The organism is Nonomuraea sp. NPDC049269 (assembly GCF_043197155.1).
GTDB lineage: Bacteria > Actinomycetota > Actinomycetes > Streptosporangiales > Streptosporangiaceae > Nonomuraea.
Genome location: NZ_JBICSO010000001.1, coordinates 1,178,266 through 1,201,844, shown reverse-complemented (window position 1 = coordinate 1,201,844; position 23,579 = coordinate 1,178,266). Strand labels below are relative to the sequence as shown.

The following is a 23,579-nucleotide window of genomic DNA, read 5'->3' as shown; positions in this document are numbered from 1 at the left end:
TTCCACAATGAAGCGAGTCCTAGCGGCCGTCTTACTGGCGGTCACCATGGGCGGGGCGCCCGTCAACGCCGCGCGTGCCGCCGACGTCCTGCCGTACCAGAACCCGGCCCTGCCGCTCGACCAGCGCGTCGGCGACCTGCTGGGCCGGCTCACCCTCGACGAGAAGATCTCGCTGCTGCACCAGTCGCAGCGGGCGATCCCCAGGCTCGGCATCCCGTACTTCAAGGCCGGGACCGAGGCCCTGCACGGCGTCGCCTGGTCCAACGACCACAACGACGCCTGGAACCAGAAGCTGGCGAGCGGCACGGTCTTCCCACAGGCCGTCGGCCTGGCCAGCACCTGGGATCCGGAGCTGATCAAGCGGGTCGGCTCGGCCGTGGGCGACGAGGTGCGCGGCTACAACGCGATCGACCCGGTCCTGTGGGGCACCCAGGTATGGGCGCCGGTGGTCAACCTGCTGCGCGACCCACGCTGGGGGCGCAACGAGGAAGGCTACTCCGAGGACCCGCTGCTGACCGGCGCCATCTCCACCGCCTACGGCAAGGGCCTGTCCGGCGACGACCCCGTCTACCTCAAGACCGCGCCGGTGCTCAAGCACTACCTGGCCAACAACAACGAGTACCTGCGCGGCCTCACCTCCTCCAACCTGCGGCCCCGGGTCAAGCACGAGTACGACGAGGCCGCCTTCAAGCCGGCCATCTCCGCCGACGCCGCCACCGGCGTCATGGCCTCCTACAACCTGGTCAACGGGCGCCCGAACACGGTCAACCCCGACCTCGACGAGGTCGTGCGCTCGTGGACGGACAAGGACCTCTACAACGTGAGCGACGCCTGGGCGCCCGACGCGCTCCAGGAGTACGAGCACTACTACGACACCAAGCCCGAGGCCGTCGCCGCGACGCTCAAGGCCGGGCTCGACAGCTTCACGGTCAACAGCGACGACCCCGCCCCCATGACCGCGAACCTGACCGCCGCCCTCTCCCAGGGCCTGATCACCGTGGCCGACATCGACCAGGCCGTACGGCACGTGCTGTCGATCAGGATCCGGCTCGGCCAGCTCGACCCGGACGGCGGGCCGTACGCGAAGATCACCAAGGACGTGATCAACTCGGCAGCGAACCAGCGGCTCAACAGGGAGACCGCCGGCAAGGCGATGGTCCTGCTCAAGAACTCCGGTAAGACGCTGCCGCTCTCGCCCTCCCTCAAGAAGGTCGCGGTGCTCGGGCCGCTGCAGGACACCCTGTTCAGCGACTGGTACGGCGGCACCATGCCCTACCAGGTGACCCCGCTCGACGGCATCAAGGAGCGGCTCGGCGCGAACGCGGCGGTGACCGGCGCCGACGCGCTGGACCGGATCGCGCTCAAGGACCTGGCCAGCGGCAAGTACGTGACCGCGACCGGCACCACGGGCCAGAACGTCGTCGTGTCGGACACCGCCCCCGGCGGCGCCTCGACCTGGGACCAGACCGACTGGACCGGTGACGTCTCGACCCTGCGCAACGCGGGCAACGGCAAGCTGCTGACCGGCAACTTCGGGCCGTACGTCACCAACTCCGACGTACCGGGCGGCTGGTTCGTCCAGCAGCAGTTCCGGATGGAGCGCCAGGCGGACGGCACGTACCTGATCCAGTACGTCGGCTACGAGGTCAACGAGGGCTGGTGGCCCTTCCCCGAGCACTACGTGACCGTCGGCGCGGACGGCACGCTCGGCACCGGGACGAAGGCCGCCGCGGCGCACTTCGCCAGGGAGGTCGTCCAGAGCGGCGCCGAGACCGCGGCGGCCGCGGCCAAGGGCGCCGACGCGGCGGTGGTCGTGGTCGGCAGCAACCCGTTCGTCTACGGCCGGGAGAACCACGACCGGTCCAGTCTCGCGCTCGGCCAGGGCCAGCAGGAGCTGATCAAGGCCGTACGGGCGGCCAACCCCAACACCGTGGTCGTCCTGGAGGACAGCTACCCCACCACGATGAACGTGGACACCCCGTCCCTGCTCTGGACCACCCACGCCGGTGCCGAGACCGGGCACGCGCTCGCCGACGTGCTCTTCGGCGACCGCGACCCGGGCGGCCGGCTGACCCAGACCTGGTACCGGTCCGACGACCTGCCCGACATTTTGAACTACGACATCACCAAGACCGGGATGACCTACCTCTATCACCGGGGTGACCCGCTCTACGCCTTCGGCCACGGCCTCAGCTACACCAGCTTCGGCTACCAGGGCCTGAAGGTGACCCCGCGCGGCGACTCCTACGACGTCACCGTCAAGGTCACCAACACCGGGTCGCGGGCCGGTGACGAGGTCGTCCAGCTCTACACCCACCAGCAGAGCTCGCGCGTGAGCCAGCCGATCAAGCAGTTGCGCGGCTTCACCCGTGTCTCGCTGCGGCCCGGCGAGAGCCGTACGGTGAAGCTGACCGTGAAGAAGGCCGACCTGGCTCTGTGGGACGTCACCCGTGGCAAGTGGGCCGTGGAGACGGCCACCCACGACGTCCTGGTCGGCTCCTCCTCCTCGGCCATCAGGCAGCGCACGACGCTCCAGGTGAGCGGCGAGCGGATCCCGCCCCGCGACCTGACCAGGAGCACCCGGGCGATCGACTTCGACGACTACTCCGGCGTCGACCTGGTCGACACCTCGAAGGAGCGCGGCGAAGCGATCGGGGCGTCCGCCGGCGACTGGCTGAAGTTCGCCGGCGCCGACCTGCGCGGCGGGCTCACCGGCATCACCGCCGGCGTGTCCTCGGTGGCCGGCGGCTCCTTCGAGGTCCGCTCGGGCTCTCCGTCGGGGGCGCTGCTCGCCACCGTCGCGGTCCCGGCCACGGGCGGCATCTACCAGTACGGCACGGCGTCGGCGAGGTTGTCCGGAGCCACCGGGGTCCGGGACCTCTACGTGGTCTTCAAGGGCGACCTGCGGATCAGGGATCTGGCACTCACGAAGTAAGTTTGGTTAATAACCAAACTATTGACCTCACTCGGAGGCTGTGTGAGCCTCTGAGTGAGGTTTCGGGGCCTCGATACCATGCGCGCTGGAACGGCGACGGCAGGGTCCTGTACCCGGTCGTGCATGGCGGTCATCTGCTGCTGTGGGGCCCGCACGCCCCGGAGAGGGAAACCGCTCATGCGAAGAAGGTTGTTCAGCCTGCTCGCGATGGCCGCCGTCGTCGTGACGATGGTGGTCGTGCGGATGGCGCCGGTCGGCGCCGTCGCCGCGGATCCGTACGCGTTCAAGGGAGTGAAGATCGGCGGCGGCGGCTTCGTCCCCGGCATCATCTTCAACCAGAAGGAAAAGGACCTCATCTACGCCAGGACCGACATCGGCGGCGTCTACCGCTGGGACAAGACCAAGTGGGTGCCGCTGCTCGACTCGATCGGCTGGGACAAGTGGAACTGGGTCGGCGGCGTCAGCGTCGCCACCGACCCCGTCGACCCGAACCGGGTCTACGTCGCCACCGGCATGTACACCAACGACTGGGACCCCAACAACGGCGCGATCCTGCGCTCCACCGACCGGGGCGCCACCTGGGCCGCCACCGAGCTGCCGTTCAAGGGCTTCGGCAACATGCCGGGCCGCGGTATGGGTGAGCGCCTGGTCATCGACCCGAACAAGAACAACATCCTGTTCTACGGCACCGCCAACAAGAACGGCCTGTGGAAGAGCACCGACTACGGCGTCACCTGGGCCAAGGTCACCAGCTTCCCGAACGTCGGCAACTTCGCCCAGGACCCGAACGACACCACCTACAACTACAACACGATGACCCAGGGCATCCCCTGGATCACCTTCGACCCGCGCACCGGCTCGGCGGGCACCGCCACCAAGACGATCTACGCCGGGGTGGCGGACAAGGACAACAACGTCTACCGCTCCACCGACGGCGGCGCCACCTGGAGCCGGGTGGCCGGACAGCCGACCGGCTACATCCCGCACAAGGGCGTGCTCGACGCCGTCAACGGCTACCTCTACCTGGCCACCGGCAACACCGGCGGCCCGTACGTGGGCGAGGACGGCGAGGTGTGGCGCTACGCCACCGCCACCGGCACCTGGACCGAGATCACCCCGACCCCCGACGCCGACCGCTACTACGGCTTCAGCGGCATGACCATCGACCGGCAGAACCCGAGCACCATCATGGTCGCCAGCCAGGTGTCGTGGTGGCCGGACAACATCATGTTCCGCAGCACCGACAGCGGCGCCACCTGGACGCGGATCTGGGACTGGAACGGCTACCCCAACCGGACCTTCCGCTACACCCAGGACGTCTCCTCGCATCCGTGGCTGGCCATGGGCAACCCGCAGCCGCCCGAGATCACCCCCAAGCTCGGCTGGATGACCGAGGCGATGGAGATCGACCCGTTCGACTCCAACCGGCTGCTGTACGGCACCGGCGCCACCATCTACGGCACCACCAACCTCAAGCAGTGGGACGTCGCCGGCGGCAAGATCACCATCAAGCCGTTCATCGAGGGGCTGGAGGAGACCGCCGTCCTCGACCTGATCAGCCCGCCGTCCGGGGCGCCGCTGCTCTCGGCGGTCGGCGACATCGGCGGCTTCGTGCACAGCAACCTCGACGCCGTGCCGCCCATGATGTACACCCAGCCCAACCACGTCACCACCAGGAGCATGGACTACGCCGAGCTCAGCCCGTCGAACATGGTCCGCGCCGGTGACAACGACACGGCCGGGGTGACCCGCCTCGGCTTCTCCTCCAACGGTGGCGCCAACTGGTGGCAGGCCAGCAGCGAACCGGGTGGGGTCACCCAGGGCGGCAGCGTCGCGATCTCGGCCAACGCCGGCGCCACGGTGTGGTCGCCCACCGGCGGCGCGGTGAGCCGCTCGACCGACTCGGGCAGCTCGTGGACCGCCTCCACCGGCATCCCGGCCGCCGCGCAGGTGCGCTCCGACCGGGTCAACCCGAACAAGTTCTACGGCTGGTCCGGCGGCAAGTTCTACGTCAGCACCAACGCGGGCGCCGCCTTCACCCAGTCCGCCGCCACCGGTCTGCCCACCGGCGCCGCCACCGTCAAGTTCAAGGCCGTACCCGGCAAGGAGGGCCACATCTGGCTGGCCGGCGGCTCCCCGTCGACCGGCAAGTACGACCCGGCGGGCACGTACGGCCTGTGGCGCTCGACCGACTCCGGCGCCACCTTCACCAGGCTCGCCAACGTCACCGCAGCCGAGAACGTCGGCTTCGGCAAGGCGGCACCCGGCGCCTCCTACCTGTCGATCTATCTGGTCGGCCTGGTCGACGGGGTGCACGGGCTGTTCCGCTCCGACGACGCGGGCGCCTCATGGGTGCGGATCAACGATGACAAGCACCAGTACGCCAACATGGGCGAGGCGCTCACCGGCGACCCGCGTATCTACGGCCGCGTCTACTTCGGCACCAACGGCCGCGGCATCATCTACGGCGACCGCACCGGCCCCATGCCCACCCCGACCCCGACGCCCACCCCGACCCCGACGCCCACCCCGACGCCGACACCCACGCCCACCCCGACACCCACGCCGACGCCGGTTCCGGGCAAGGCGTGCGCGGCGACCTACGCGCCGGGCACCCAGTGGCAGGGCGGCTTCTCGGCCGGGGTGACGGTGAAGAACTCCGGCACGGTCGCCATCACCGGCTGGACGGTCAACTGGACCTTCCCCAGCGGCCAGACGATCACCCAGCTCTGGAACGGCGTCCACACCCAGACCGGCGCCGCCGTCAAGGTCGTCAACGCCGGCTACAACGGCGCGCTGGACTCCGGTGCCAGCACGACGTTCGGCTTCAACGGCAGCTGGACCACTGCCAACAACCCACCCACCACAGTCACCTGCACGCCCGCCTGACAACACGAAGAGGGAGGGGCCCGTCCCCGGCGCCCCTCCCTCGGTCAGCCCTTGACGGCCCCGATGATGACGCCCTTGGTGAAGTGCTTCTGCACGAACGGGTAGATCACCAGCACCGGGATCAGCGCCAGCGTCACGATGGCCATCTGGATGGCCAGGCTCGGCGGCAGCGCGTGCCCCCCGACGGCGGTGTCACCCGTCTGGCCGACGAACATCGACTGCCCCTGCAGGACGAACTGCCGCAGCACCACCTGCAGCGGCCATTTGGTGTTGTCGTTGAGGTAGAGGGTCGCGTTGAAGAAGGCGTTCCAGTAGCCGACCGCGTAGAACAGCCCGATCACCGCCGTGACGCCCTTGGACATGGGCAGCACGATCCGCCACAGGATGCGGAACTCGCTCGCCCCGTCGATCCGCGCGCTGTCGGTGACCTCCTCCGGGATGTTCATGAAGAAGGCCCGCATGACGACCAGGTTGAACGCGGTGACGGCGGTCGGCAGGATCAGCGCCCAGTACGAGTCGATCAGCCCCAGCGAGCTGACCAGCAGGTAGCTCGGGATCATGCCGGGCCCGAACAGGAAGGTCAGCAGCACGAGGAACAGCATCGGCCGGTGCAGCAGCGAACCGGGCCGCGACAGCCCGTAGGCCGCCAGGACCGTGACCGACAGGCTGAGCAGGGTCCCGACGACGGTCACCCCGAGGCTCACCGCGATCGACCGGCTCACCACCCCGCCCGCGAACAGCTGCTCGTAGGCGGCGAAGGACAGCTCGCCCGGCACGGTGACCAGGCCACCCGCCTTCGACACCGTCTCCTGCGTGGACAGGCTGGTCAGCACGACCATGTAGATCGGGAACAGCACGGCGGCCACGATGAGGGCCAGCACCAGCCCCTTGACACTCGCGCCGAACCGGGTGGGCCGCTCGGCCCAGGCAGGCATAGTCATGATCGTTTGTAGATTCCCTGCTCGCCGAACCGATGGGCGACCTTGTTGGCTATGAGGATCAGGATCAGCCCGGCCACGCCCTTGACCAGGCCGGCCGCGGCGCCGTAGCTCCACTCGCCGGTCAGCAGTGTGCGCCAGTACATGAACGTGTCGAGCACCTCGGCGGCGTCCCGGCCGACGGCGTCGCGCTGCAGGAAGAACTGCTCGAAGCCGACGTTGAGCGCGTCGCCCAGCCGCAGGATCAGCAGCAGCACGAACACCGGGCGCAGGCCGGGCAGCGTGATGTGCCACAGCCGCCGCCAGCGGGAGGCGCCGTCCACGGCGGCGGCCTCGTAGAGGTGGGGGTTGATGGCCGCCAGCGCCGCCAGGAAGATGATCGTCCCCCAGCCCGCGTCCTTCCAGACCGTCTCAGCGGTGACCAGCAGCATAAACGTGTCCGGATTTGTCATGATGTCCAGGCCCGAGAAGCCGTGGTCGCGCAGGATCTGCGCGAGCAGCCCCGCGCCGCCGAACATCTGCTGGAACAGGGTGACGACCAGGACCCACGAGAAGAAGTGCGGCATGTACACGATGCCCTGGATGAACAGCCGCAGGCGGGGACGTACGACGCTGTCGAGCAGGATGGCCAGCAGGATCGGCAGCGGGAAGTAGAAGATGAGCTGGAACGTGGTGATCGACAGCGTGTTGATCGTCGCGTCCCAGAAGCTCTCGTCGAACATCAGCCACTGGAAGTTCGACATCCCCACCCACGGGCTGTCCTTGATGCCGACGTAGGGGGAGTAGTCCTGGAAGGCGATCACGTTGCCGAGCAGCGGCACGTAGTGGAACAGCAGTAGCAGCCCGATCGCCGGCACGGTCATGAGCAGCAGCTGCCAGTCGCGCCGGAACCGGGTCCGCAGCGAGCCGTGCTTGGCCCGCTGCTGAGCCCTTGTCCGGGTGGTGCGCGGGCGGCCGGGTGAAGCCGGAGTTCCGGCCGGGGAACGCTCGACCGCGACGTGGTCAGGCGCGGCCATTGTCCCGCAGGACCTTCATGTAGAACTCGCGCGCCTCGTCGCCGCCGTCGCGCCGCCACTCCGCCGCGATCTGCTTGGCGTCGCTGACCGGCCGGCGGCCACGCATGATGTCGGTGAACTTGTCCTCGGTCGGCACCTGCAGACCCGCGTACTTGGCGGGCCGCTGGATCCTGATCCCGTCGAACGGCGTCTTCTCGATGTACTTGAAGGAGGTGTTCTGCCACTCGATGTTGGCCTTGGCCGCCTCGGGGAAGGGCCAGTCCACGTAGAGGGGGCGGCCGCCCAGGAAGCCGTAGGTGTAGGCGACCTCCTTGCGGCCCAGGTCCGTGCTCTGCGGGATGCCCTTGGCGTCCAGGGTGAAGTGCTTGTCCTTGATCCCGAAGTTGGAGAGCTCGTACTCCTTGGTCCCGTACGGCGCGGCGCACCAGTTGAAGATGGACAGGATCTCCTCCACCTTCTCCTTCGGCAGCCCCTTCTTGATGAAGGTGAACATGCCCGCCGCGTTGTTGTGGTACATGATCGGCGTGCCGCCGTCATGCGCGAACAGCGGGAAGACGCCCAGCGCGAAGTCGGGGTTCTTGGCGGTGTGCTGCTGGAGCAGTTCCTTCCAGGCGCCGAAGCCGTCCCGGTAGACCGTGATCTGGCCCGCGCCGATCAGGTCCTTCTCGTTGGCGCCCTTGCTGCTGGCGACGTTCGGATGGATGAGCCCCTCGGCGAAGAGCTTGCGCATCCACGCCAGCATCTCCTCGAACTCCGGCGTCTCGTACTTGTTCACCAGCTTGCCGCCCGCGTAGCGCCACTCCTGCGGGACACCGAAGATGGGCCAGGCCATCTCGTGGATGTCGCCGAACGCCCAGCGCTTGGCCTTCGGGTCGGTGATCGTCTTGCCGAGCTGGTAGAGCTCGTCGGCGGTCTTGGGGTTCTGGTTCCAGCCGTTCTTCTCGAACAGGTCCTTGCGGTAGAGCAGGCCGTACGGGAAGGGCTCGGTGGGGTAGGGGACCGCCATCAGCTTGCCGTTCCACACCGACCACTCCCATGAGGCGGTCGGCAGGTTGGCCAGCAGCGGGTACGGCTTGACCTTGTCGCCCTGCAGGTAGGGAGTGAGGTCCTCGAACGCCTTGTCCACGGCGGTGTTGAAGTCCGCCATCTTGTCGATCTCCCAGCTCGGCAGGGCGAAGATGTCGGGCAGGTCGCCGGAGGCCAGCCGGGCGATCGCCTTGTCGGCGTAGGTGTTGCCGTCGGCGATCTGGAACTCGAGCGTCGCGCCGATGTCGGCGTTGACCGCCTGGAAGTAGGAGTTGCTCGCCAGTCCGGGCGGCGGCGGCCCCCACAGCGGGGTCATCGCCTTGTAGCTGCCGCCCTTGCCCGCCTTCTGGGTGAGCGCCGCGGTGGGGCTGGCCGGGTAGGTGGTGAAGCCGCCGGCGATGCCCGGCACGCCCGGCAGGTTGGAGACCGTACCGGCCAGATCGGGCTTGACGCCGGCGAACTCGATGTAGGCCGGCGCCAGTTTGGTCAGCTTGTCGGCGGCCGCCGCGGTCGCGCCGCTCGAGCCGGGCCTGGTCCCGGTCGGGGCGGAGCAGGCGGCGAGTGTGGTGAGACCGGCCAGGCCGAGAAATCCACGGCGAGTCATCGACGGTGTCATGACGGCTCCCTTCGTTCGTCGGAGCAGGATGAGGGGTGTCGGAACCGGATGCCTACGGGCTAGAATTAGTTCGTCTAATGACCAAACAAACTAAACCCGAGGCCACGCTCACCACAAGGTGTGCCGCCGGTCACAGATTGATGTCGGGAGTGAGATGAGATTCCCTGCCGGCTCCCTCCGGAGAGCTGCCGCCGCCCACGAGGGCCCGCCCGGCTCTCGCCGATGGCGTGGGAACACCCAGGAACGGCGCACACTGGTAGCGCGGCATGACCGCCCGCGACGGCCTGACGGACGGGACTGACTGTGATCACCTCATCGACCGACCCGCAGCCGGCCGACTTCGCCGATGTGCGGGCCACCAATCTGGCCGTCGTGCTGCGCTTCGTCCGCGAGCACGCGCCCTGCTCCCGGGCCGACATCGCGGCCTCCACCGGCCTGAACAAGGCGACCGTGTCGAGCCTGGTGGCCGACCTGATCGACCGCCGGCTCGTCCGGGAGACCGGCCTGACCGAGAACCGGGTGGGGAGGCCGGCCACGATGCTGGTGCTGGACGGCTCGCCGTACGCGGCGATCGGGCTGGAGATCAACGTCGACTACGTGACGGCCGTCGCCGTCGACCTGGCGGGGGAGCGGCTGCTGTCCTGGCGGCGCGCCTTCCCCGGCTCCGTGGCCGCCGTCGCCGCGATCGTCCGGCGGGTGGTCAACCGCATGGCCAAGGAGGACAAGCAGATCCTCGGCCTGACCGTGGCCGTGCCCGGCCTGGTCGACGGGCAGGGCGTCGTACGGGTGGCGCCCAACCTCGGCTGGCTCGACACCGACGTGAGCGGCGACCTCGCCAAGGCGCTGCGCGATCCCGGCTTCCCCATCCAGGCCGACAACGACGCCAACCTCGGCGCCCTGGCCGAGCACCGGTTCGGCCCCCACGGGGCGGTCTCCGACCTGGTCTACCTCACCGGTGAGATGGGCGTGGGCGCCGGGGTCATCCTCGACGGGCGGCTGCGGCGCGGCGGCCGCGGCTACAGCGGCGAGATCGGCCACATCCAGATCGACCCGCAGGGCCCGGAGTGCCGCTGCGGCCGGATCGGCTGCCTCGAAGCGGTGGCCGGCATCGGCGCGGTGCTGGAGCACGCCTCGCCCTCGCCGGTCGAGGTGGAGCTGGAGATCGAGGAGGTCGTCCGGCGGGCCCGCGCGGGCGACGCCCGCACCCTCGCCCTGCTCGGCGGCGTGGGCCGCGACCTCGGCCGCGGGGTGGCCATCCTGGCCAACCTGCTCAACCCCCAGGTGGTGATCCTCGGGGGCTACTACGTGCCGCTGGCGCCCTGGCTGCTGCCCGCGGTCCAGGCCGAGGTACGCGAGCGCACGATCGCACCGGAGGCCGGCGGCTGCCAGGTGGTGATGTCGTCCCTCGGCTATGACGCGGCCGCGCTCGGCGGGGCGGCCCGGGTGCTCGACTCCGTCGATTCAGGAAGATTGCCGCGAATCTCTTGACCCCGCTCGCGGACGCGTGCACCCTTCAGAAGAACTCCGTTCCGAAACACTCGTGTAACCGGGCGGGGTTTTTCTGGACCGGCTATCGAAGCGCTTCGACAGAGGCGCGCTCCCGCCCGCTAGTCGAAGCGTTTCGACGCTCTCAGAGGATGGCTCCATGAACGAACCGTTCCGCGACCCGGACCTCCCCCTCGCCGAGCGGATCGCCGATCTGCAGGCCCGCCTGACCGTGACCGAGAAGCTCGGCCTGCTCCACCAGTACCAGGCGCCGGTCGAACGGCTCGGCGTGGGCGCCTTCCGCACCGGCACCGAGGCCCTGCACGGCCTGGCCTGGCTGGGGCCGGCGACGGTGTTCCCGCAGGCCGTGGGGCTGGCCTCGACCTGGGACCCGGAGCTGGTCCGCAGGGTGGGGGAGGCCGCGGGCGAGGAGGTCCTGGCCTTCCACCACAAGGACCCGTCGGGCGCCGGGCGCAACGTGTGGGCCCCCGTGGTCAACCTCCTGCGCGATCCCCGCTGGGGCCGCAACGAGGAGGGCTACTCCGAAGATCCGTTGCTGACCGGGGTCATGGCCACGGCCTACGCGCACGGGCTGCGTGGGAGCGCTCCCGTGATGCGGACCGCGCCCACCCTCAAGCACTTCCTCGGCTACAACAACGAGACCTACCGCTGCGTCACCTCCAGCAACCTGCCGCCGCGGGTGCTGCACGAGTACGAGCTGCCCGCCTACCGGCCGGCCCTGGAGAGCGGCGCCGCCGTCGCGATCATGCCCTCCTACAACCTGGTCAACGGCCGCCCGGCGCACCTCAGCCCGCTGATCGAGCAGGTGCTGCGGGCCTGGGCGCCGGACGACCTGCTCGTGGTCAGCGACGCCTACGCCCCCGGCAACCTCACCGGGCTGCAGGGCTACTACGACGACCCCGCCGAGGCGTACGCGCATGCCGTACGGGCCGGGCTCGACAGCTTCACCCAGGACGACGACCGCGCCGAGGCCACCCTCGGCCACCTGCGCGCGGCGCTGGAGCGCGGCCTGCTGACCGAGGCCGACATCGACACCGCCGTGCGGCACACGCTGTCGATCCGCTTCCGGCTCGGCGAGTTCGACCCCGCCACGCCGTACGACGACATCACCGAGGCGGTCGTCAACTGCCCCGAACACCAGGCACTGGCCCGGCGGGCGGCCCGCGGCTCGATCGTGCTCCTGAAGAACGACGGCCTGCTGCCCCTGGGGGCGCCGGCCCGGATCGCGGTGATCGGCCAGCTCGGCGACACCCTGATGGAGGACTGGTACAGCGGCACGCTGCCGTACGAGGTGACCGCCCGCGCCGGTCTGGCCGAACGCGGCGAGACGATCTTCTGCGAGGCCGTCGACCGCGTCACACTCACCGCCGACGCGGGCCCGGTGGTGGCCGGCCTCGACGGCGGCCCCCTGGGCATCGGCACGCCGGGCGGCCGGTTCGACCTGTTCGACTGGGGCGGCGGGTCCTTCGCGTTCCGCGCGGTCGCGACCGGCCGCTTCCTGTCCGTGGACGACGACGGCGTGCTGGTCAACGACCAGCCGGGCCCCAACGGCTGGGAGGTGCGCCAGACGTTCCGGTTGGAACAGCGCACCCGCGGCGCCGTCGTCCTGCGCCACATCTCCACGGGCCGCTATATCGGCCTGGCCTCCGACGGGGTCTTCCGGCTGGTGGACGACGCCGACGCCGCCACCTGGCTGACCGTGGACGTCGTCGAGAGCGGCGCCGCGGCGGCCGCCCGGCTGGCGGCCACCGTGGACGTGGCGGTCGTGGTGGTGGGGGACCACCCGCTGGTCAACGGCCGTGAGACCGAGGACCGTGCGGACCTGGCCCTGGCCCCGGCCCAGGACGCGGTCGTCCGGGCGGTACGGGCGGCCAACCCGCGCACGGTCATGGTGATCACCAGTGGCTACCCCGTCACCTGGACGGACCCGGACGTGCCCGCGGTGCTGTGGTCCGCCCACGGCGGCCAGGAGTACGGCCACGCGCTGGCCGACGTGCTGTTCGGCGACGCCGACCCGGAAGGGCGGCTCACCCAGACCTGGTACCGCTCGGCCAGCGAGCTGCCCGACCTGCTCGACTACGACGTCATCGCCACGGACGCCACCTATCTCTATTACCGGGGCACCCCGCTGTACCCGTTCGGCCACGGCCTCAGCTACACGACGTTCGACTACTCCGGCCTGACCGTCGCCGTCGACGGCGAGAGCGTCACCGCCACGGTCACGGTCACGAACACCGGCTCGCGCCCCGGCTCCGAGGTCGTGCAGTTCTACACGCACCAGCGGCGCTCCCGGGTCAAGCAGCCGCTGCGCCGGCTGCGGGGCTTCGAGCGGGCCCGCCTGGCGGCCGGTGAGAGCCGTACCGTCACGCTCACCTTCCCCGTACGGGACCTGGCCTTCTGGGACGTCACCCGCGGCAGGTTCGCCGTCGAGGACGCGCCGCACCAGCTCATGGTCGGCCGCAGCGCGACCGACCTGCGGCTGAGCGCGGCCTTCCACGTCGAGGGCGAGACCATCCCGCCCAGGAGGGGCGCTCTGCCCGCGGCGGACCACGACGCCTACGACGCGGTCGCCTTCGTCGACGCGGCCAAGGTGGCGGGCGACGCCGTGCGGTCCGAGGCCGAGGGAGCGTGGATCCTGTTCCGCGACGTCGAGCTCACCGGGGCCGCCGCGTGCCTGATCGAGGCCGCGAGCACCGAGGGCGGCGTCGTCACGCTCCGGCTGGACGACCTCCTGCACGGCCCCACGCTGGGCGCGATCCCGGTGCCCCCGGCCGGGCGCTACGCGCCGGCGGCCACCTCGGCCGAGCTTGCGGAAGCCTCGGGGGTGCACGATCTTTATGTCGTGTTCGAGAACGTGGGCATCACGCTGGGCCGTCTGGAGCTGACCGGCACCGGACGGGCGGGCCTCAGAACGACCGGCGCCGCACGCGCCGACCGGGGACGAGCAGGCAGGGGGCGCATGGGCAGAGGCCGCGCCGGCACCGGACGGGCGGCTACATGACAGACGGTCACCCGGCGGACGGCCACGTGCCAGGTCACGGGGCGGACGGCCACGTGCCAGGCGGTCACGGGGCGGACGGCTCGGCAGGTGGGCCCGGCGAGGGCGGGCACGCGACCGGCAGGGCGGTCACCATCGTCGAGGTCGCCCGGCACGCGGGCGTCGCGGTGAGCACGGTGTCCTACGTGCTCAGCGGCAAGCGGGCGATCTCGGCGGGCACCCGGCGGCGGGTGCTCGACAGCGTGCGGACCCTCGGCTACCACCCCCACGCCGGCGCCAGGGCGCTGGCCAGCAAGCGGGCCAACGTGATCGCGCTGGTGCTGCCGCTGCGGGCCGGGATGCACGTGCCGGTGCTGATGCGCTTCGCCACCTCGGTGGTCACCGCGGCCCGCCACTTCGACCACGACGTGCTGCTCCTGACCGCCGACGAGGGCCTCGACGGGCTGCGCAGGGCCGCGGCCAGCGCGCTGGTCGACGGCCTGGTGCTGATGGACGTCGAACTCGACGACCCCAGGGTGCCGCTGCTGCGCCGGCTCGCCGAGCCGAGCGTGCTGATCGGCTTCCCCGCCGATCCTGCCGGGGTGACCTGCGTGGACCTCGACTTCGCCGCCGCCGGGGAGCTGTGCGTGGCGCACCTGGCCGAGCGCGGGCACCACGAGGTGGCCCTGCTCGGCGCGCCGTCGGTGGTCTACGAGCGGGGGACCGGGTTCGCCCGCCGCACGCTCGAAGGCTTCACCGCCGCCCTGGCCGAGCACGGGCTCGACGGCACGGCGCTGCCGTGCGAGGAGACCTTCGAGGAGGTGCACGCCACCGTGAGCGGGCTGCTGGCGGCCCGGCCCGGCCTGTCGGGGCTGGTCGTGCACAACGAGGCGGCCGTCAACCACGTGCTGAGCTCGCTGCGGCAACTGGGGCGCAAGGTGCCGCAGGACCTCGCGGTGGTGGCGATCTGCCCCGACGACATCGCCGAGCCCGCCCGGCTCACCTCGGTGCTGATCCCGGCCGAGGAGGTCGGCAGGGAGGCGGTCGGGCTGCTGATGGAGAAACTGGCGGGCCGCACGGTGCCGGCCGCGACCCTGCTGGTCCCGCGCCTGACCGTACGGGCGAGCACCTGAGCATCGGCTCAGGCGCGGCGGTGCCGCGTGGCGCCCTTCGCCGGGCAGCGGTCCGTCGTCTCGGGGGAAAACGTCTCGGAGGGAAACGCCTCGGGGGGAAACAGGGAGACGGCGGAGGGGTGGGGGAGCGGCACGTCCGACGGGCGGGTGCCGTCGAGGAGCAGCGCCAGGTAGCGCTGTTGGTCGGCGCCGTCGTCGGCCCCTCGGTGGACGGTCGTCGCCATCACCATCACCACGATCGCGGCCAGGTCGCGGACCTGCAGATCGTCGCGGACCAGCCCGCGCTCCCGCGCGGTGGCCAGCACGTCGCCGAGCGGTCCCATGAACCGCTCGGCGATACCGATCGTGAACGCCCCGGCCTCCTTCGCCGCGGACAGGAGCGACCGGTGGCCGGCCAGCGTGCCGACCGTGGCCGCCAGCGCGTCGGCCAGCCCCTGTCTGGGGTCGGCGGCCACGCGGGCGGCCTGGACGACCGGCTCGATCTCCTCGGCGAAGTAGGTCTCGAAGGACGCCCTGATCACGCCGTCGCGGTCGCCGAAGCGCCGGTAGACGGTGGCGATGCCGACCCCGGCGCGGCGGGCGATCTCCTCCAGCGGGACGGCCGTGCCCGACTCGTGCAGGGCCGTGATCGCCGCCCTGACGATCCTGTCGGAGTTACGCAGTGCGTCCGCACGACGTCGCTGCTCTGGCACACGCCGAACGCTAGCAGCATCCACGCGGTCACTCCATGGCAGCGTTACCAGGCCACCTCGAGTGACGCCACGCCGTACACGAGGTGGAAGGAGCGGAAGTCCGCGACGGGCGTGACGGCACGCAGCGTGGGGAAGCGCTGGAACAGGGCGGGGAAGGCGATCCGCATCTCCATCCGGGCCAGCGGCGCGCCCAGGCAGTGATGCACGCCGTGGCCGAAGGCGAGGTGGCCGGGCGCGCCGCGGGTGATGTCCAGCCCCTCGGCCTCCTCCATGAAGGCCGGGTCGCGGTTGGCGAGGGGCAGCGAGCAGACCACCACCTCGCCGGGCTTGATCGTCTGACCGGCTATCTCGGTCTCCGTGGTGCACACCCGGGCGAGGCTGGCGTGCAGGATGCTGAGCCAGCGCATCAGCTCCTCCACGGCGGCGTCGATCCGCTCGGGCTCCTTCAGGAGCAGGTCGAGCTGGTCCGGCTGCCGGAGCAGGGCCAGCGTGCCCAGGCCGAGCATGTTGGAGGTGGTCTCGTGCCCGGCGATCAGGAGGAGGTTGCCGATGCCGATCAGCTCGTTCGTCGTCAGGTCGTCGCCGTGCTCGCGCACCAGCATGCCCAGCAGTTCCTCGCCGGGGTCGGCCTGGATGCGGGTGACCAGCTCGGTCATGTACGCGCGCGACTCCAGCTGCAGCTTGAAACGCTCCTCCATGGGCAGCGACACGTCGAGCAGCCGGCCGGTCCTGCGCTGGAAGTCCGCGCGGTCCTCGTACGGCACGCCCAGCAGTTCGCAGATCACCAGCGACGGGATCGGCAGTGCGAACGACTGCACCAGGTCGACGGGCGAGCCGGCCTGTTCCATGGCGTCGAGGTGCTGCTCGACGATGTCCTTGATCCGCGGTTCCAGCCGCCGCATCCGCCGGATGGTGAACTCCGGCGTCAGGAACCGGCGCAGCCGGGTGTGCTCGGGCGGGTCGAAGGCGAGCAGGTTGCCGGCGCGGAGCGCGGCGATCTCCTCCTCCGACGCGCCGGGCGGCTGGAAGAAGGTCTGACGGGCGCTGCTGAACCGCTCGGCGTCGCCCAGTACCGCACGCGAGTCGGCGTAGCGGGTCACCATCCAGGCTTCGATGCCGAAGGAGGTGGTGACGCGGGTGATCCCTTCCTTCTCCCGCACCTCCGCCAGCTCGGGAACGGGATCGAACTGCGCTCGCCGCATGTACAGAGGCAGCGTCGAGATGTCGCTCATACAACCCCCAGGAATGACCAGTCGTCATGAAGTGCCCTGACAAGAAACGATAGCAACCTATCGCTTAGCCGCAAGAGCATCGAGCGCAAACATTAGGCCTTGACGATCTTTGTGGTATCGCTAACACTCAACACGCCCCGACACCGCCGCATATCCGGCAGTCAAAATGTTAGCGCTAACCAAGCTACCGCTAGCTCTAATAGGGAGTTCGTTGCCATGTTACGCCTGAGAGCCGTGACCCTCTCCGCGGCCGCCGCCGGGCTGGTCCTCATCACCGCAGCTCCGGCGCCCGCCGCCGCGCCGATCACCACCTCGATCTACACCGCCGACCCGGCCGCCCTGGTGGTCGGCGACACGATGTACCTCTACACGGGCCACGACGAGGCCCCCGCCGGTGGCACGAACTTCGTCATGCGCGACTGGCACGTGTTCACCTCCGGCGACGCGACGGCCTGGACGGACCAGGGCGCGAAGCTGAAACTTTCAGATTTCCCGTGGGCGGGCGCCGACGCGTGGGCGGGCGAGGTCGAGCCGCGCAACGGCAAGTACTACTGGTACGCCCCCGTCAACGGAAACGGCGCCGGCTGGATGGACATCGGCGTGGCGGTCGGCGACAGCCCGCTCGGCCCCTTCCACGACGCCAAGGGCGGCCCGCTGATCAGCGACAGCACCCCGAACTCCTCCCCGCTCAACATCGACCCGACCGTCTTCACCGACGACGACGGCCAGGCCTACATCTACTGGGGCTCCTACTACGGCCTGCGCGCCGCCAAGCTCAAGCCCGACATGATCAACCTCGACGGAGGGGTGGTCACCCCGAGCGGCGTGTCGAACTTCTGGGAGGCCCCCTGGATGTTCAAGCGCAACGGCACCTACTATCTCGCCTACTCCGCCAACGACTCGGCCTGCTCCGCGCCCGGCTACGCGTGCATCCGCTACGCCACCGCGAGTAACCCGCTGGGGCCGTGGACCCACCGGGGCGTGGTGCTCGACCAGGTCACCTCGACCACCAACCACCCGGCGATCATCGAGTTCAAGGGCCAGTGGTACATGGTCTACCACAACGCCAACAGCCCCGGCGGTGGCAACTTCCGCCGTTCCGTCACCCTGGACAAGCTCTACTGGAACGCCGACGGCACCATGCAGAAGGTCGTGCAGACGACCGGTCCCACCAGCTCGAACCTGGCGCTGAGCGCGACGGCGTCCACCTCGTACGTCTCGCCGTGGGAGACCCTCGGCGCGATCAAGGACGGCTTCACCCCGGCGAACTCGGCCGACCACAGCCACGGCGCCTACGGCAACTGGAACCACCAGGGCACCGAGTGGCTGGAATACCAATGGCCGTCCGCGCAGACCGTCGGCCGGGTCGGGGTCTACTGGTTCGACGACGACCAGGGCATCGACCTGCCGACCTCCTGCAAGGTCCAGTACTGGAACGGCAGCGCGTACGTGGACGTGCCGGGACAGTCGGCCTGCGGGGTGGCGGCCAACACCTTCAACACCACGACGTTCCCGGCGGTCTCGACGACCAGGCTCCGGCTCAGCATCACGTCGAGGAGCGGCTTCTCGACCGGCGTCCTGGAGTGGACCGCTCAGGCATGACCCCCTCACCAGAGGTGCGATGAAACTGCTTCTTCCCACGCAGGGTTCGGTCTGGATGACTTCTACGACTGGACTCCCATGGGGGTGTGCTGCTTCCTGGTCAACTACCACCGGTTGAAGCCGGTGGTTTGCTCTCGCGGTCCCGTCTGGGTGAGGGGAGGCCGGTTGCGTGTGGCTGGTTGACAGCAGCCCAGCCCGCTACGCCGCGTGTGGCGATGTTGCGGGCCGCGATGTGGTCGGCGTGCCCAGCGAGGCCGCACCGGGTGCAGACGAACCGGCCCCGCGCCGGCCGATTCGCCCTGGCCACGTTCCCGCACTCCGGACACCCCTGCGAGGTGTAGGCGGGGTCGACCAGGACGAAGGCGACTCCGGCTCGTGCGGCTTTGTAGCGGGTGAAGGTGATCTGCTGGGCGAAGGACCAGGTGTGCAGGGTGCGCCGCTGGAGCCGGTGAGCCCTTGCCCGCCCGCGGATGCCTTGGAGGTCTTCCAGGGCGACACCGCGGCCGGTGCGTTCGGCTTCACGCACCACAAACGTGCTGATCTGATGGTTGAGGTCGGTCATCATCCGATGCTCACGCCCGGCAAGGCGGCGCAGTACCCGCCGCGCCGCCGACGTTCCCTTCTTCTGCAACCGTCGGCGTTGCCGGTGCCGTCGCTCCCGCAGGGTGCGGACGTGGCCGTTACCACCAATCGGCCCCGGCAGCGCGGGGCCGGGCAGCACCGCGCCGTCGCAGGTGACCGCCAGGTTCGCCACCCCTTGATCCACCCCGACGAAGCCGTTTGCGGGCTCACGCACCGCCGGTGCGGGCAGGGTAAGGGCGACCTGCAGCAGCCACACGCCGCGCCGGCAGATCAGGTCGGCCTCTCCCACCGGCAGCGTATCCACGGCCTTGAGATCTTCTGGTCGGCCGGTGTAGGGGACGGTGACGCGGCCGGTGGGAGTCCACAGCGATACCGTGCGGGCGTCACGGTTCCAGCTGAGCAGCCGGGCGTCGTAGGGGACGGCGCCGTGCGGCCGGAAGATGTGGGCGCGTTTCTTGGTGGCGCGCCGGTTGGTGTACGCGCCGGCGACCCGGGCGATCGCCCGCACCGCCGCTTGCGCACCCAGCCCGGCCACCTGCGCCCGCACCTCGTAGTAGGCCAGCCGATGCAACTCCACCACGGCGAAGGTGCGGTGCTGCCAGGCCAGCCGGGACACGACAGTGGCCGCCTGATTGCACAGCAGCAGCACCGCCGCAGCCAGCGCCTCGGCCTGAGCCAGGGTGGGTGTGAGCCGCAGTTGCACGACGGTGGGCAGGCCGTGGCGTTTGGTGGCGGAGCGGCGGATCGCCATTGCGCACCTCCTGTCACATTGCTCTCACCCACCGCACACATTACCGAACGTGACCGAGTCTTTCCATACTGTTTTCGAAAGGAGGCGTGACGCTTCCTCCCGGCCCTGAAAGGCCGAGTCTCCGCGCCACAATTCAGATGAAAGCGGCAGCGCCACTTCGATCACCGAGTTCGACGCGTGGATGCTCCGCGACTGGTGGCGGCACCTGAAGAGCCGCTACGGGCTGTAGGACCAAGGAGGGGCGGCGGCCACTGGGGCCACCGCGCTTCTCAGGCGCTGACGCTGAGCGAGTACTCGCGGGTGACCGGCGTGCTCAGCTTGTCGTAGTCCCTGAGCTGGACGGTGAAGGCCGACGTTCCCGCCTTGACGGGCTTGCCGGTGATCGCGCCGGTGAACCGGTCGAGCGTCAGCCCCTCGGGCAGCGCGCCGCCGGTGACCTGCCAGTCGTAGAACGGCACGCCGCCCTTGGCCTGGAGCCGCTGGTCGTAGGCCGCGCCCGCCTTGCCCGCCTTGACCGAGGCGGTCTCGATCGAGGGCGCCAGGAACGGGGTCAGCTTCCTGTTCAGCTTCCAGCCGGCGTTCTCCGCGATCAGCAGCGTCAGCTTGGTCAGCTCCCACTGCCTGGTCGGGAAGACGTGCCGCCAGCCGCCGCTCTGGCCGCTCAGCCGGTCCCAGTACGGCTCGTCACCGGGCACGTGATAGCTGGTGTCGAGCGGGACGGGGTAGCCCTGGTAGTCGATGACCTCCTGGTCGTCCCTGCCCTTGCTCTCGACGTACTTCGCCATCCCCTCCCAGTCGCTGTGGAAGGCGACCGCGTGGCCGTACTCGTGCATGACCAGGCCGTGCACGTCGATGACCTGGCCGAGGTCGGTCTTGTACCAGTCCTCGTCGGCCAGCGAGCTGACCAGCTTCATGAGCTGCTCGTCGTACTCCAGGATCATGCTGGTCGAGCGGTGGTAGGGGGTGGGCTTGCCGTTCTGGGTGTGGAACTTGCCGTTGATCGTCGGGTAGCCGGTCGAGTACGGCGTCTGGATGCCACGGAAGAAGACGTACATGCCCTTGTACGGCTTGGCGTTGGTGGCCTCGACCTCGTTCTGCCAGTCGTCGCCCGGCAGCTTGTTGACCTCGTCACCGGCGGGCACCGTGTCGAACGGCTTGAGGTCGAAGAAGGCGAACCAGTTCCGGACCGCCGTCTCCGCGGCCGTGCGCACGCCCGGGCCGGAGAAGTAGCGGGTGATCGTGTCGTAGCGGTAGTCGAAGTCGATGGGGATCGTCGGCTCGAGCTTCTTCTTCTCGTCCTGCTGGACCATGATCGGCATGCTCTGGGTGATCGTGGCGCCGGTCGCGTCAGTCGTCCGCATCACCCACTTGTGGCGTTCGTCCTGGCCGGGGCCCTGCTTGGAGTGGATGGCCAGCCGGACGACCTCGCGGTCGGCCGGGCCCGTGAGGGTGAAGGTCTTGGTCGCGCCGGTCGCCGTCAGCTCGCTCGGCATGTTGAGCATCAGCCTGGAGGTGCCTTCGGCCTTCAGGTCCACGGTCAGCGGGTAGGCGATGCCGGGCGTCTTGGGCGCCCTGACCGTCAGCTCGACGTACGGATTGGCCAGGTAGCCCTGCCAGTCCACGAGCTTGACGCCGTAGTCCTTGACGTTGCGGTAGAAGATGTCGAACACGTCCAGGGCGGGGGCGGCCTGGCGGGCCGCCAGGCCGGGGGAGGGCACGGAAAGCGCGCCCGCCAGCCCGGCCAGGACGGTGGTGATGATGATCTTCCTCAAGCGAAAGCCTTCACTTCCAGGAGTCCGATGGACGCTTGTCCGCTCTGCAGGGCCACGCGCAGCCGCGTGGTGGAGACCGGTCCGAAGTTCACGTGGTTGTAGGCGTTGAGCGCCGTGGGGTACGTGCCGGGGATGTCCACGTACGCGGTGCCGTTCCAGTACTGGAGCTTCCAGGAGGCGGGCAGGCGCACGCCGTCGTTGTCGTCGAAGAAGTACACGTCCGCCGAGCGGATCGTCTGCGCGGCCGGCCAGGTCAGCTCGGCCCACTGCTGGCCGGTGTTGGGCCAGGTGCCCCAGCGGCGGTTGACGGTGTCGTTCGAGCCGGGCGGGTCGATGCCGTCGTTGATCGCCGCGACGCTCTCCCACGGCGAGGTGTACGACGCGGACGGCGTCGCGGTCCTGGCCAGGTTCGTCGGCGTGGTGGTGCCGCCGACCTGGAGCTGGAACGACCTGGTCACCGGCGTGCTCCTGCTGTCGTAGTCACGCAGCTGCACGGTGAAGGCCGAGGTCCCGGCCGTGGTCGGCGTGCCGCTGATCGTGCCGGTGAACCGGTCGAGGCTGAGCCCGGCGGGCAGCGAGCCGCTGGTCACCTGCCAGTCGTAGAAGGGCACGCCGCCCTTGGCCGACAGCGTCTGCTGGTAGGCGGTGCCCGGCGTGGCCTGGGGCAGGGAGGTGGTGACGATGGACGGCGCCAGGAACGGGGTGAGGTTGCGGTTGAGCTTCCAGCCCGCGTTCTCGGCCACCAGCAGGGCGAGCTTGGTGAGCATCCACCTGCGGGTCGGGAACAGGTGCGTCCAGCCGCCGCTCTGCCCGCTGAGCCGGTCCCAGTTGGGCTGGTCGCCGGGGATGTGGTAGCTGCTGTCCAGCGGCACGGCGCGGCCCTGATAGGCGACGACGTCGGGGTCGTTGCCGCCGCCGGCGACGTAGGAGCGCATCCCGGCCCAGTCGCTGTGGTAGGCGACCGCGTGGCCGTACTCGTGCATGACCAGGCCGTGCACGTCGAGCACCGAGCCGGCGATGTCCGTCTTGTACCAGTCCTCGTCGGCCAGGGAGGTGAAGAGCTGCTTGTTCGCCTCGTCGTACTCGAAGATCATCGCGGTGGACCGGTGCATCGGGCCCGCGACCTGCTGGCCGTTCCGGGTGGAGTACTTGCCGTTCGCGGCGGGGTAGCCGGTCGAGTAGGGCGACTGGATGCCCCTGAAGAAGACGTACATGCCGTTGTAGGCCGCGTTGTTGGTGACCGTGATCTCGTTCTGCCAGTCGTTGCCCGGCAGGTGGTTGTTCTCCGTCCCGGCCGCCACCGTGTCGAAGGGTGCCACGTCGAAGAACCTGAACCAGTCCTTGACGGCCTCTTCGGCGGCGGTCCTGAAGGCCGGGGCGTTGAAGTAGCCGGTGATCGTGTCATAGCGGTAGTCGAAGGTGATGGGGATCGTCGGCTGCAGGGCGGTCTTCTCGTCCTGCTGGACCCTGATCGGCATCGACTGCTGGAGGGTCGCGCCGCTCCCGTCCCTGATCGCCAGCCGCAGCGTGTGCAGCTCGTCCTGGCCCGCGCCGCGCTTGGAGGCGATCTCCAGCTTGAACGTCTTCTGCTCCGACGCGTTCGCGAACGTCAGCGTCTTGGTGGCGCCCGTCGCGGTCAGCTGGCTGGGCAGGTCCATCATCAGCCGGGAGGTGCCCTCGGCCTTGAGGTCGATCGTGACGGGGAACTGGGCGTCCTGCGGGGGTTTGACGGTCAGCTGGATGTACGGGTTGGCCAGGTAGCCCTCCCAGTCGACGAGCTTGACGCCGTAGGTGTTGACGGTCCTGCCGAACATGTCGACGACCTGGGCCGCCGACAGGGCGTGCGCGGGCTGCACTCCGACGAACAAGGAGCTCAGCAACAGGAGCGCGACGGTTAATCGCTTCATGGTGT

General features: G+C 69.7%; 14 protein-coding genes. 6 read left to right on the top strand and 8 right to left on the bottom strand.

Annotation, left to right across the window (positions count from 1 at the left end):
• The first annotated feature begins 7 nt into the window (after positions 1 to 7).
• Together ACGFNP_RS05540 and ACGFNP_RS05535 are read left to right on the top strand one after the other, a co-directional pair.
• Positions 8 to 2,935, top strand: coding sequence for a glycoside hydrolase family 3 C-terminal domain-containing protein (locus ACGFNP_RS05540; RefSeq protein ID WP_393315138.1), 2,928 nt, complete (start codon positions 8 to 10; stop codon positions 2,933 to 2,935).
• A 177-nt stretch (positions 2,936 to 3,112) separates the two neighbouring features.
• Positions 3,113 to 5,824 carry a cellulose binding domain-containing protein gene (locus ACGFNP_RS05535; RefSeq protein ID WP_358327031.1) on the top strand — a complete coding sequence of 904 codons (2,712 nt, stop codon included), beginning with the start codon at positions 3,113 to 3,115 and terminating at the stop codon, positions 5,822 to 5,824.
• A 44-nt stretch (positions 5,825 to 5,868) separates the two neighbouring features.
• Here the strand turns inward: ACGFNP_RS05535 and ACGFNP_RS05530 are convergent, their stop codons facing one another.
• From ACGFNP_RS05530 to ACGFNP_RS05520, 3 genes are read right to left on the bottom strand one after another with little or no spacing between them, the layout of a single operon-like run.
• Positions 5,869 to 6,759, bottom strand: a complete 891-nt coding sequence (locus ACGFNP_RS05530; protein WP_393315135.1) for a carbohydrate ABC transporter permease — start codon at positions 6,757 to 6,759, stop codon at positions 5,869 to 5,871.
• Positions 6,760 to 6,761: 2 nt separating this feature from the next.
• Entirely contained in the window at positions 6,762 to 7,778 is a 1,017-nt protein-coding gene (locus ACGFNP_RS05525) for an ABC transporter permease subunit (RefSeq protein WP_358327035.1), read from the bottom strand.
• Complete coding sequence (locus ACGFNP_RS05520) at positions 7,765 to 9,420, bottom strand: sugar ABC transporter substrate-binding protein (protein WP_393315132.1); 1,656 nt, start codon at positions 9,418 to 9,420, stop codon at positions 7,765 to 7,767. Before ACGFNP_RS05520 ends, ACGFNP_RS05525 begins: the two co-directional genes overlap by 14 nt.
• A gap of 303 nt (positions 9,421 to 9,723) precedes the next feature.
• Here ACGFNP_RS05520 and ACGFNP_RS05515 point away from each other — a divergent pair, with 303 nt between their 5' ends.
• The 3 genes from ACGFNP_RS05515 (at position 9,724) to ACGFNP_RS05505 (ending at position 15,036) form a co-directional block, all read left to right on the top strand.
• Positions 9,724 to 10,908 (top strand): ROK family protein, encoded by a 1,185-nt coding sequence (locus ACGFNP_RS05515; RefSeq protein WP_393315129.1) that lies wholly within the window; start codon positions 9,724 to 9,726, stop codon positions 10,906 to 10,908.
• A 157-nt stretch (positions 10,909 to 11,065) separates the two neighbouring features.
• Positions 11,066 to 13,927 carry a glycoside hydrolase family 3 C-terminal domain-containing protein gene (locus tag ACGFNP_RS05510; protein WP_393315126.1) on the top strand — a complete coding sequence of 954 codons (2,862 nt, stop codon included), beginning with the start codon at positions 11,066 to 11,068 and terminating at the stop codon, positions 13,925 to 13,927.
• Complete coding sequence (locus tag ACGFNP_RS05505; RefSeq protein WP_393315123.1) at positions 13,924 to 15,036, top strand: LacI family DNA-binding transcriptional regulator; 1,113 nt, start codon at positions 13,924 to 13,926, stop codon at positions 15,034 to 15,036. Before ACGFNP_RS05510 ends, ACGFNP_RS05505 begins: the two co-directional genes overlap by 4 nt.
• 8 nt (positions 15,037 to 15,044) lie before the next feature.
• Here ACGFNP_RS05505 and ACGFNP_RS05500 read toward each other — a convergent pair whose 3' ends face one another.
• Together ACGFNP_RS05500 and ACGFNP_RS05495 are read right to left on the bottom strand one after the other, a co-directional pair.
• Positions 15,045 to 15,728, bottom strand: a complete 684-nt coding sequence (locus ACGFNP_RS05500; RefSeq protein ID WP_358327044.1) for a TetR/AcrR family transcriptional regulator — start codon at positions 15,726 to 15,728, stop codon at positions 15,045 to 15,047.
• Between the two features lie 44 nt (positions 15,729 to 15,772).
• On the bottom strand, positions 15,773 to 16,960 hold the full coding sequence (locus ACGFNP_RS05495; protein ID WP_358327046.1) for a cytochrome P450: 1,188 nt from the start codon (positions 16,958 to 16,960) through the stop codon (positions 15,773 to 15,775).
• A 216-nt stretch (positions 16,961 to 17,176) separates the two neighbouring features.
• Here ACGFNP_RS05495 and ACGFNP_RS05490 point away from each other — a divergent pair, with 216 nt between their 5' ends.
• Positions 17,177 to 18,562 carry a glycoside hydrolase family 43 protein gene (locus ACGFNP_RS05490; protein ID WP_393315119.1) on the top strand — a complete coding sequence of 462 codons (1,386 nt, stop codon included), beginning with the start codon at positions 17,177 to 17,179 and terminating at the stop codon, positions 18,560 to 18,562.
• A 100-nt stretch (positions 18,563 to 18,662) separates the two neighbouring features.
• On the opposite strand, the gene ACGFNP_RS05485 is transcribed toward ACGFNP_RS05490, so the two are convergent.
• From ACGFNP_RS05485 to ACGFNP_RS05475, 3 genes are all read right to left on the bottom strand, one after another.
• Positions 18,663 to 19,895: a transposase gene (locus tag ACGFNP_RS05485; RefSeq protein WP_358327050.1), complete on the bottom strand. Its 1,233-nt coding sequence runs from the start codon at positions 19,893 to 19,895 to the stop codon at positions 18,663 to 18,665.
• Positions 19,896 to 20,164: 269 nt separating this feature from the next.
• On the bottom strand, positions 20,165 to 21,667 hold the full coding sequence (locus ACGFNP_RS05480) for an Ig domain-containing protein (RefSeq protein ID WP_393315116.1): 1,503 nt from the start codon (positions 21,665 to 21,667) through the stop codon (positions 20,165 to 20,167).
• The gene (locus ACGFNP_RS05475; RefSeq protein ID WP_393315113.1) at positions 21,664 to 23,574 is read right to left on the bottom strand and encodes an Ig domain-containing protein; all 1,911 of its coding nucleotides are present in this window, start codon (positions 23,572 to 23,574) and stop codon (positions 21,664 to 21,666) included. Before ACGFNP_RS05475 ends, ACGFNP_RS05480 begins: the two co-directional genes overlap by 4 nt.
• Positions 23,575 to 23,579 lie beyond the last annotated feature (5 nt).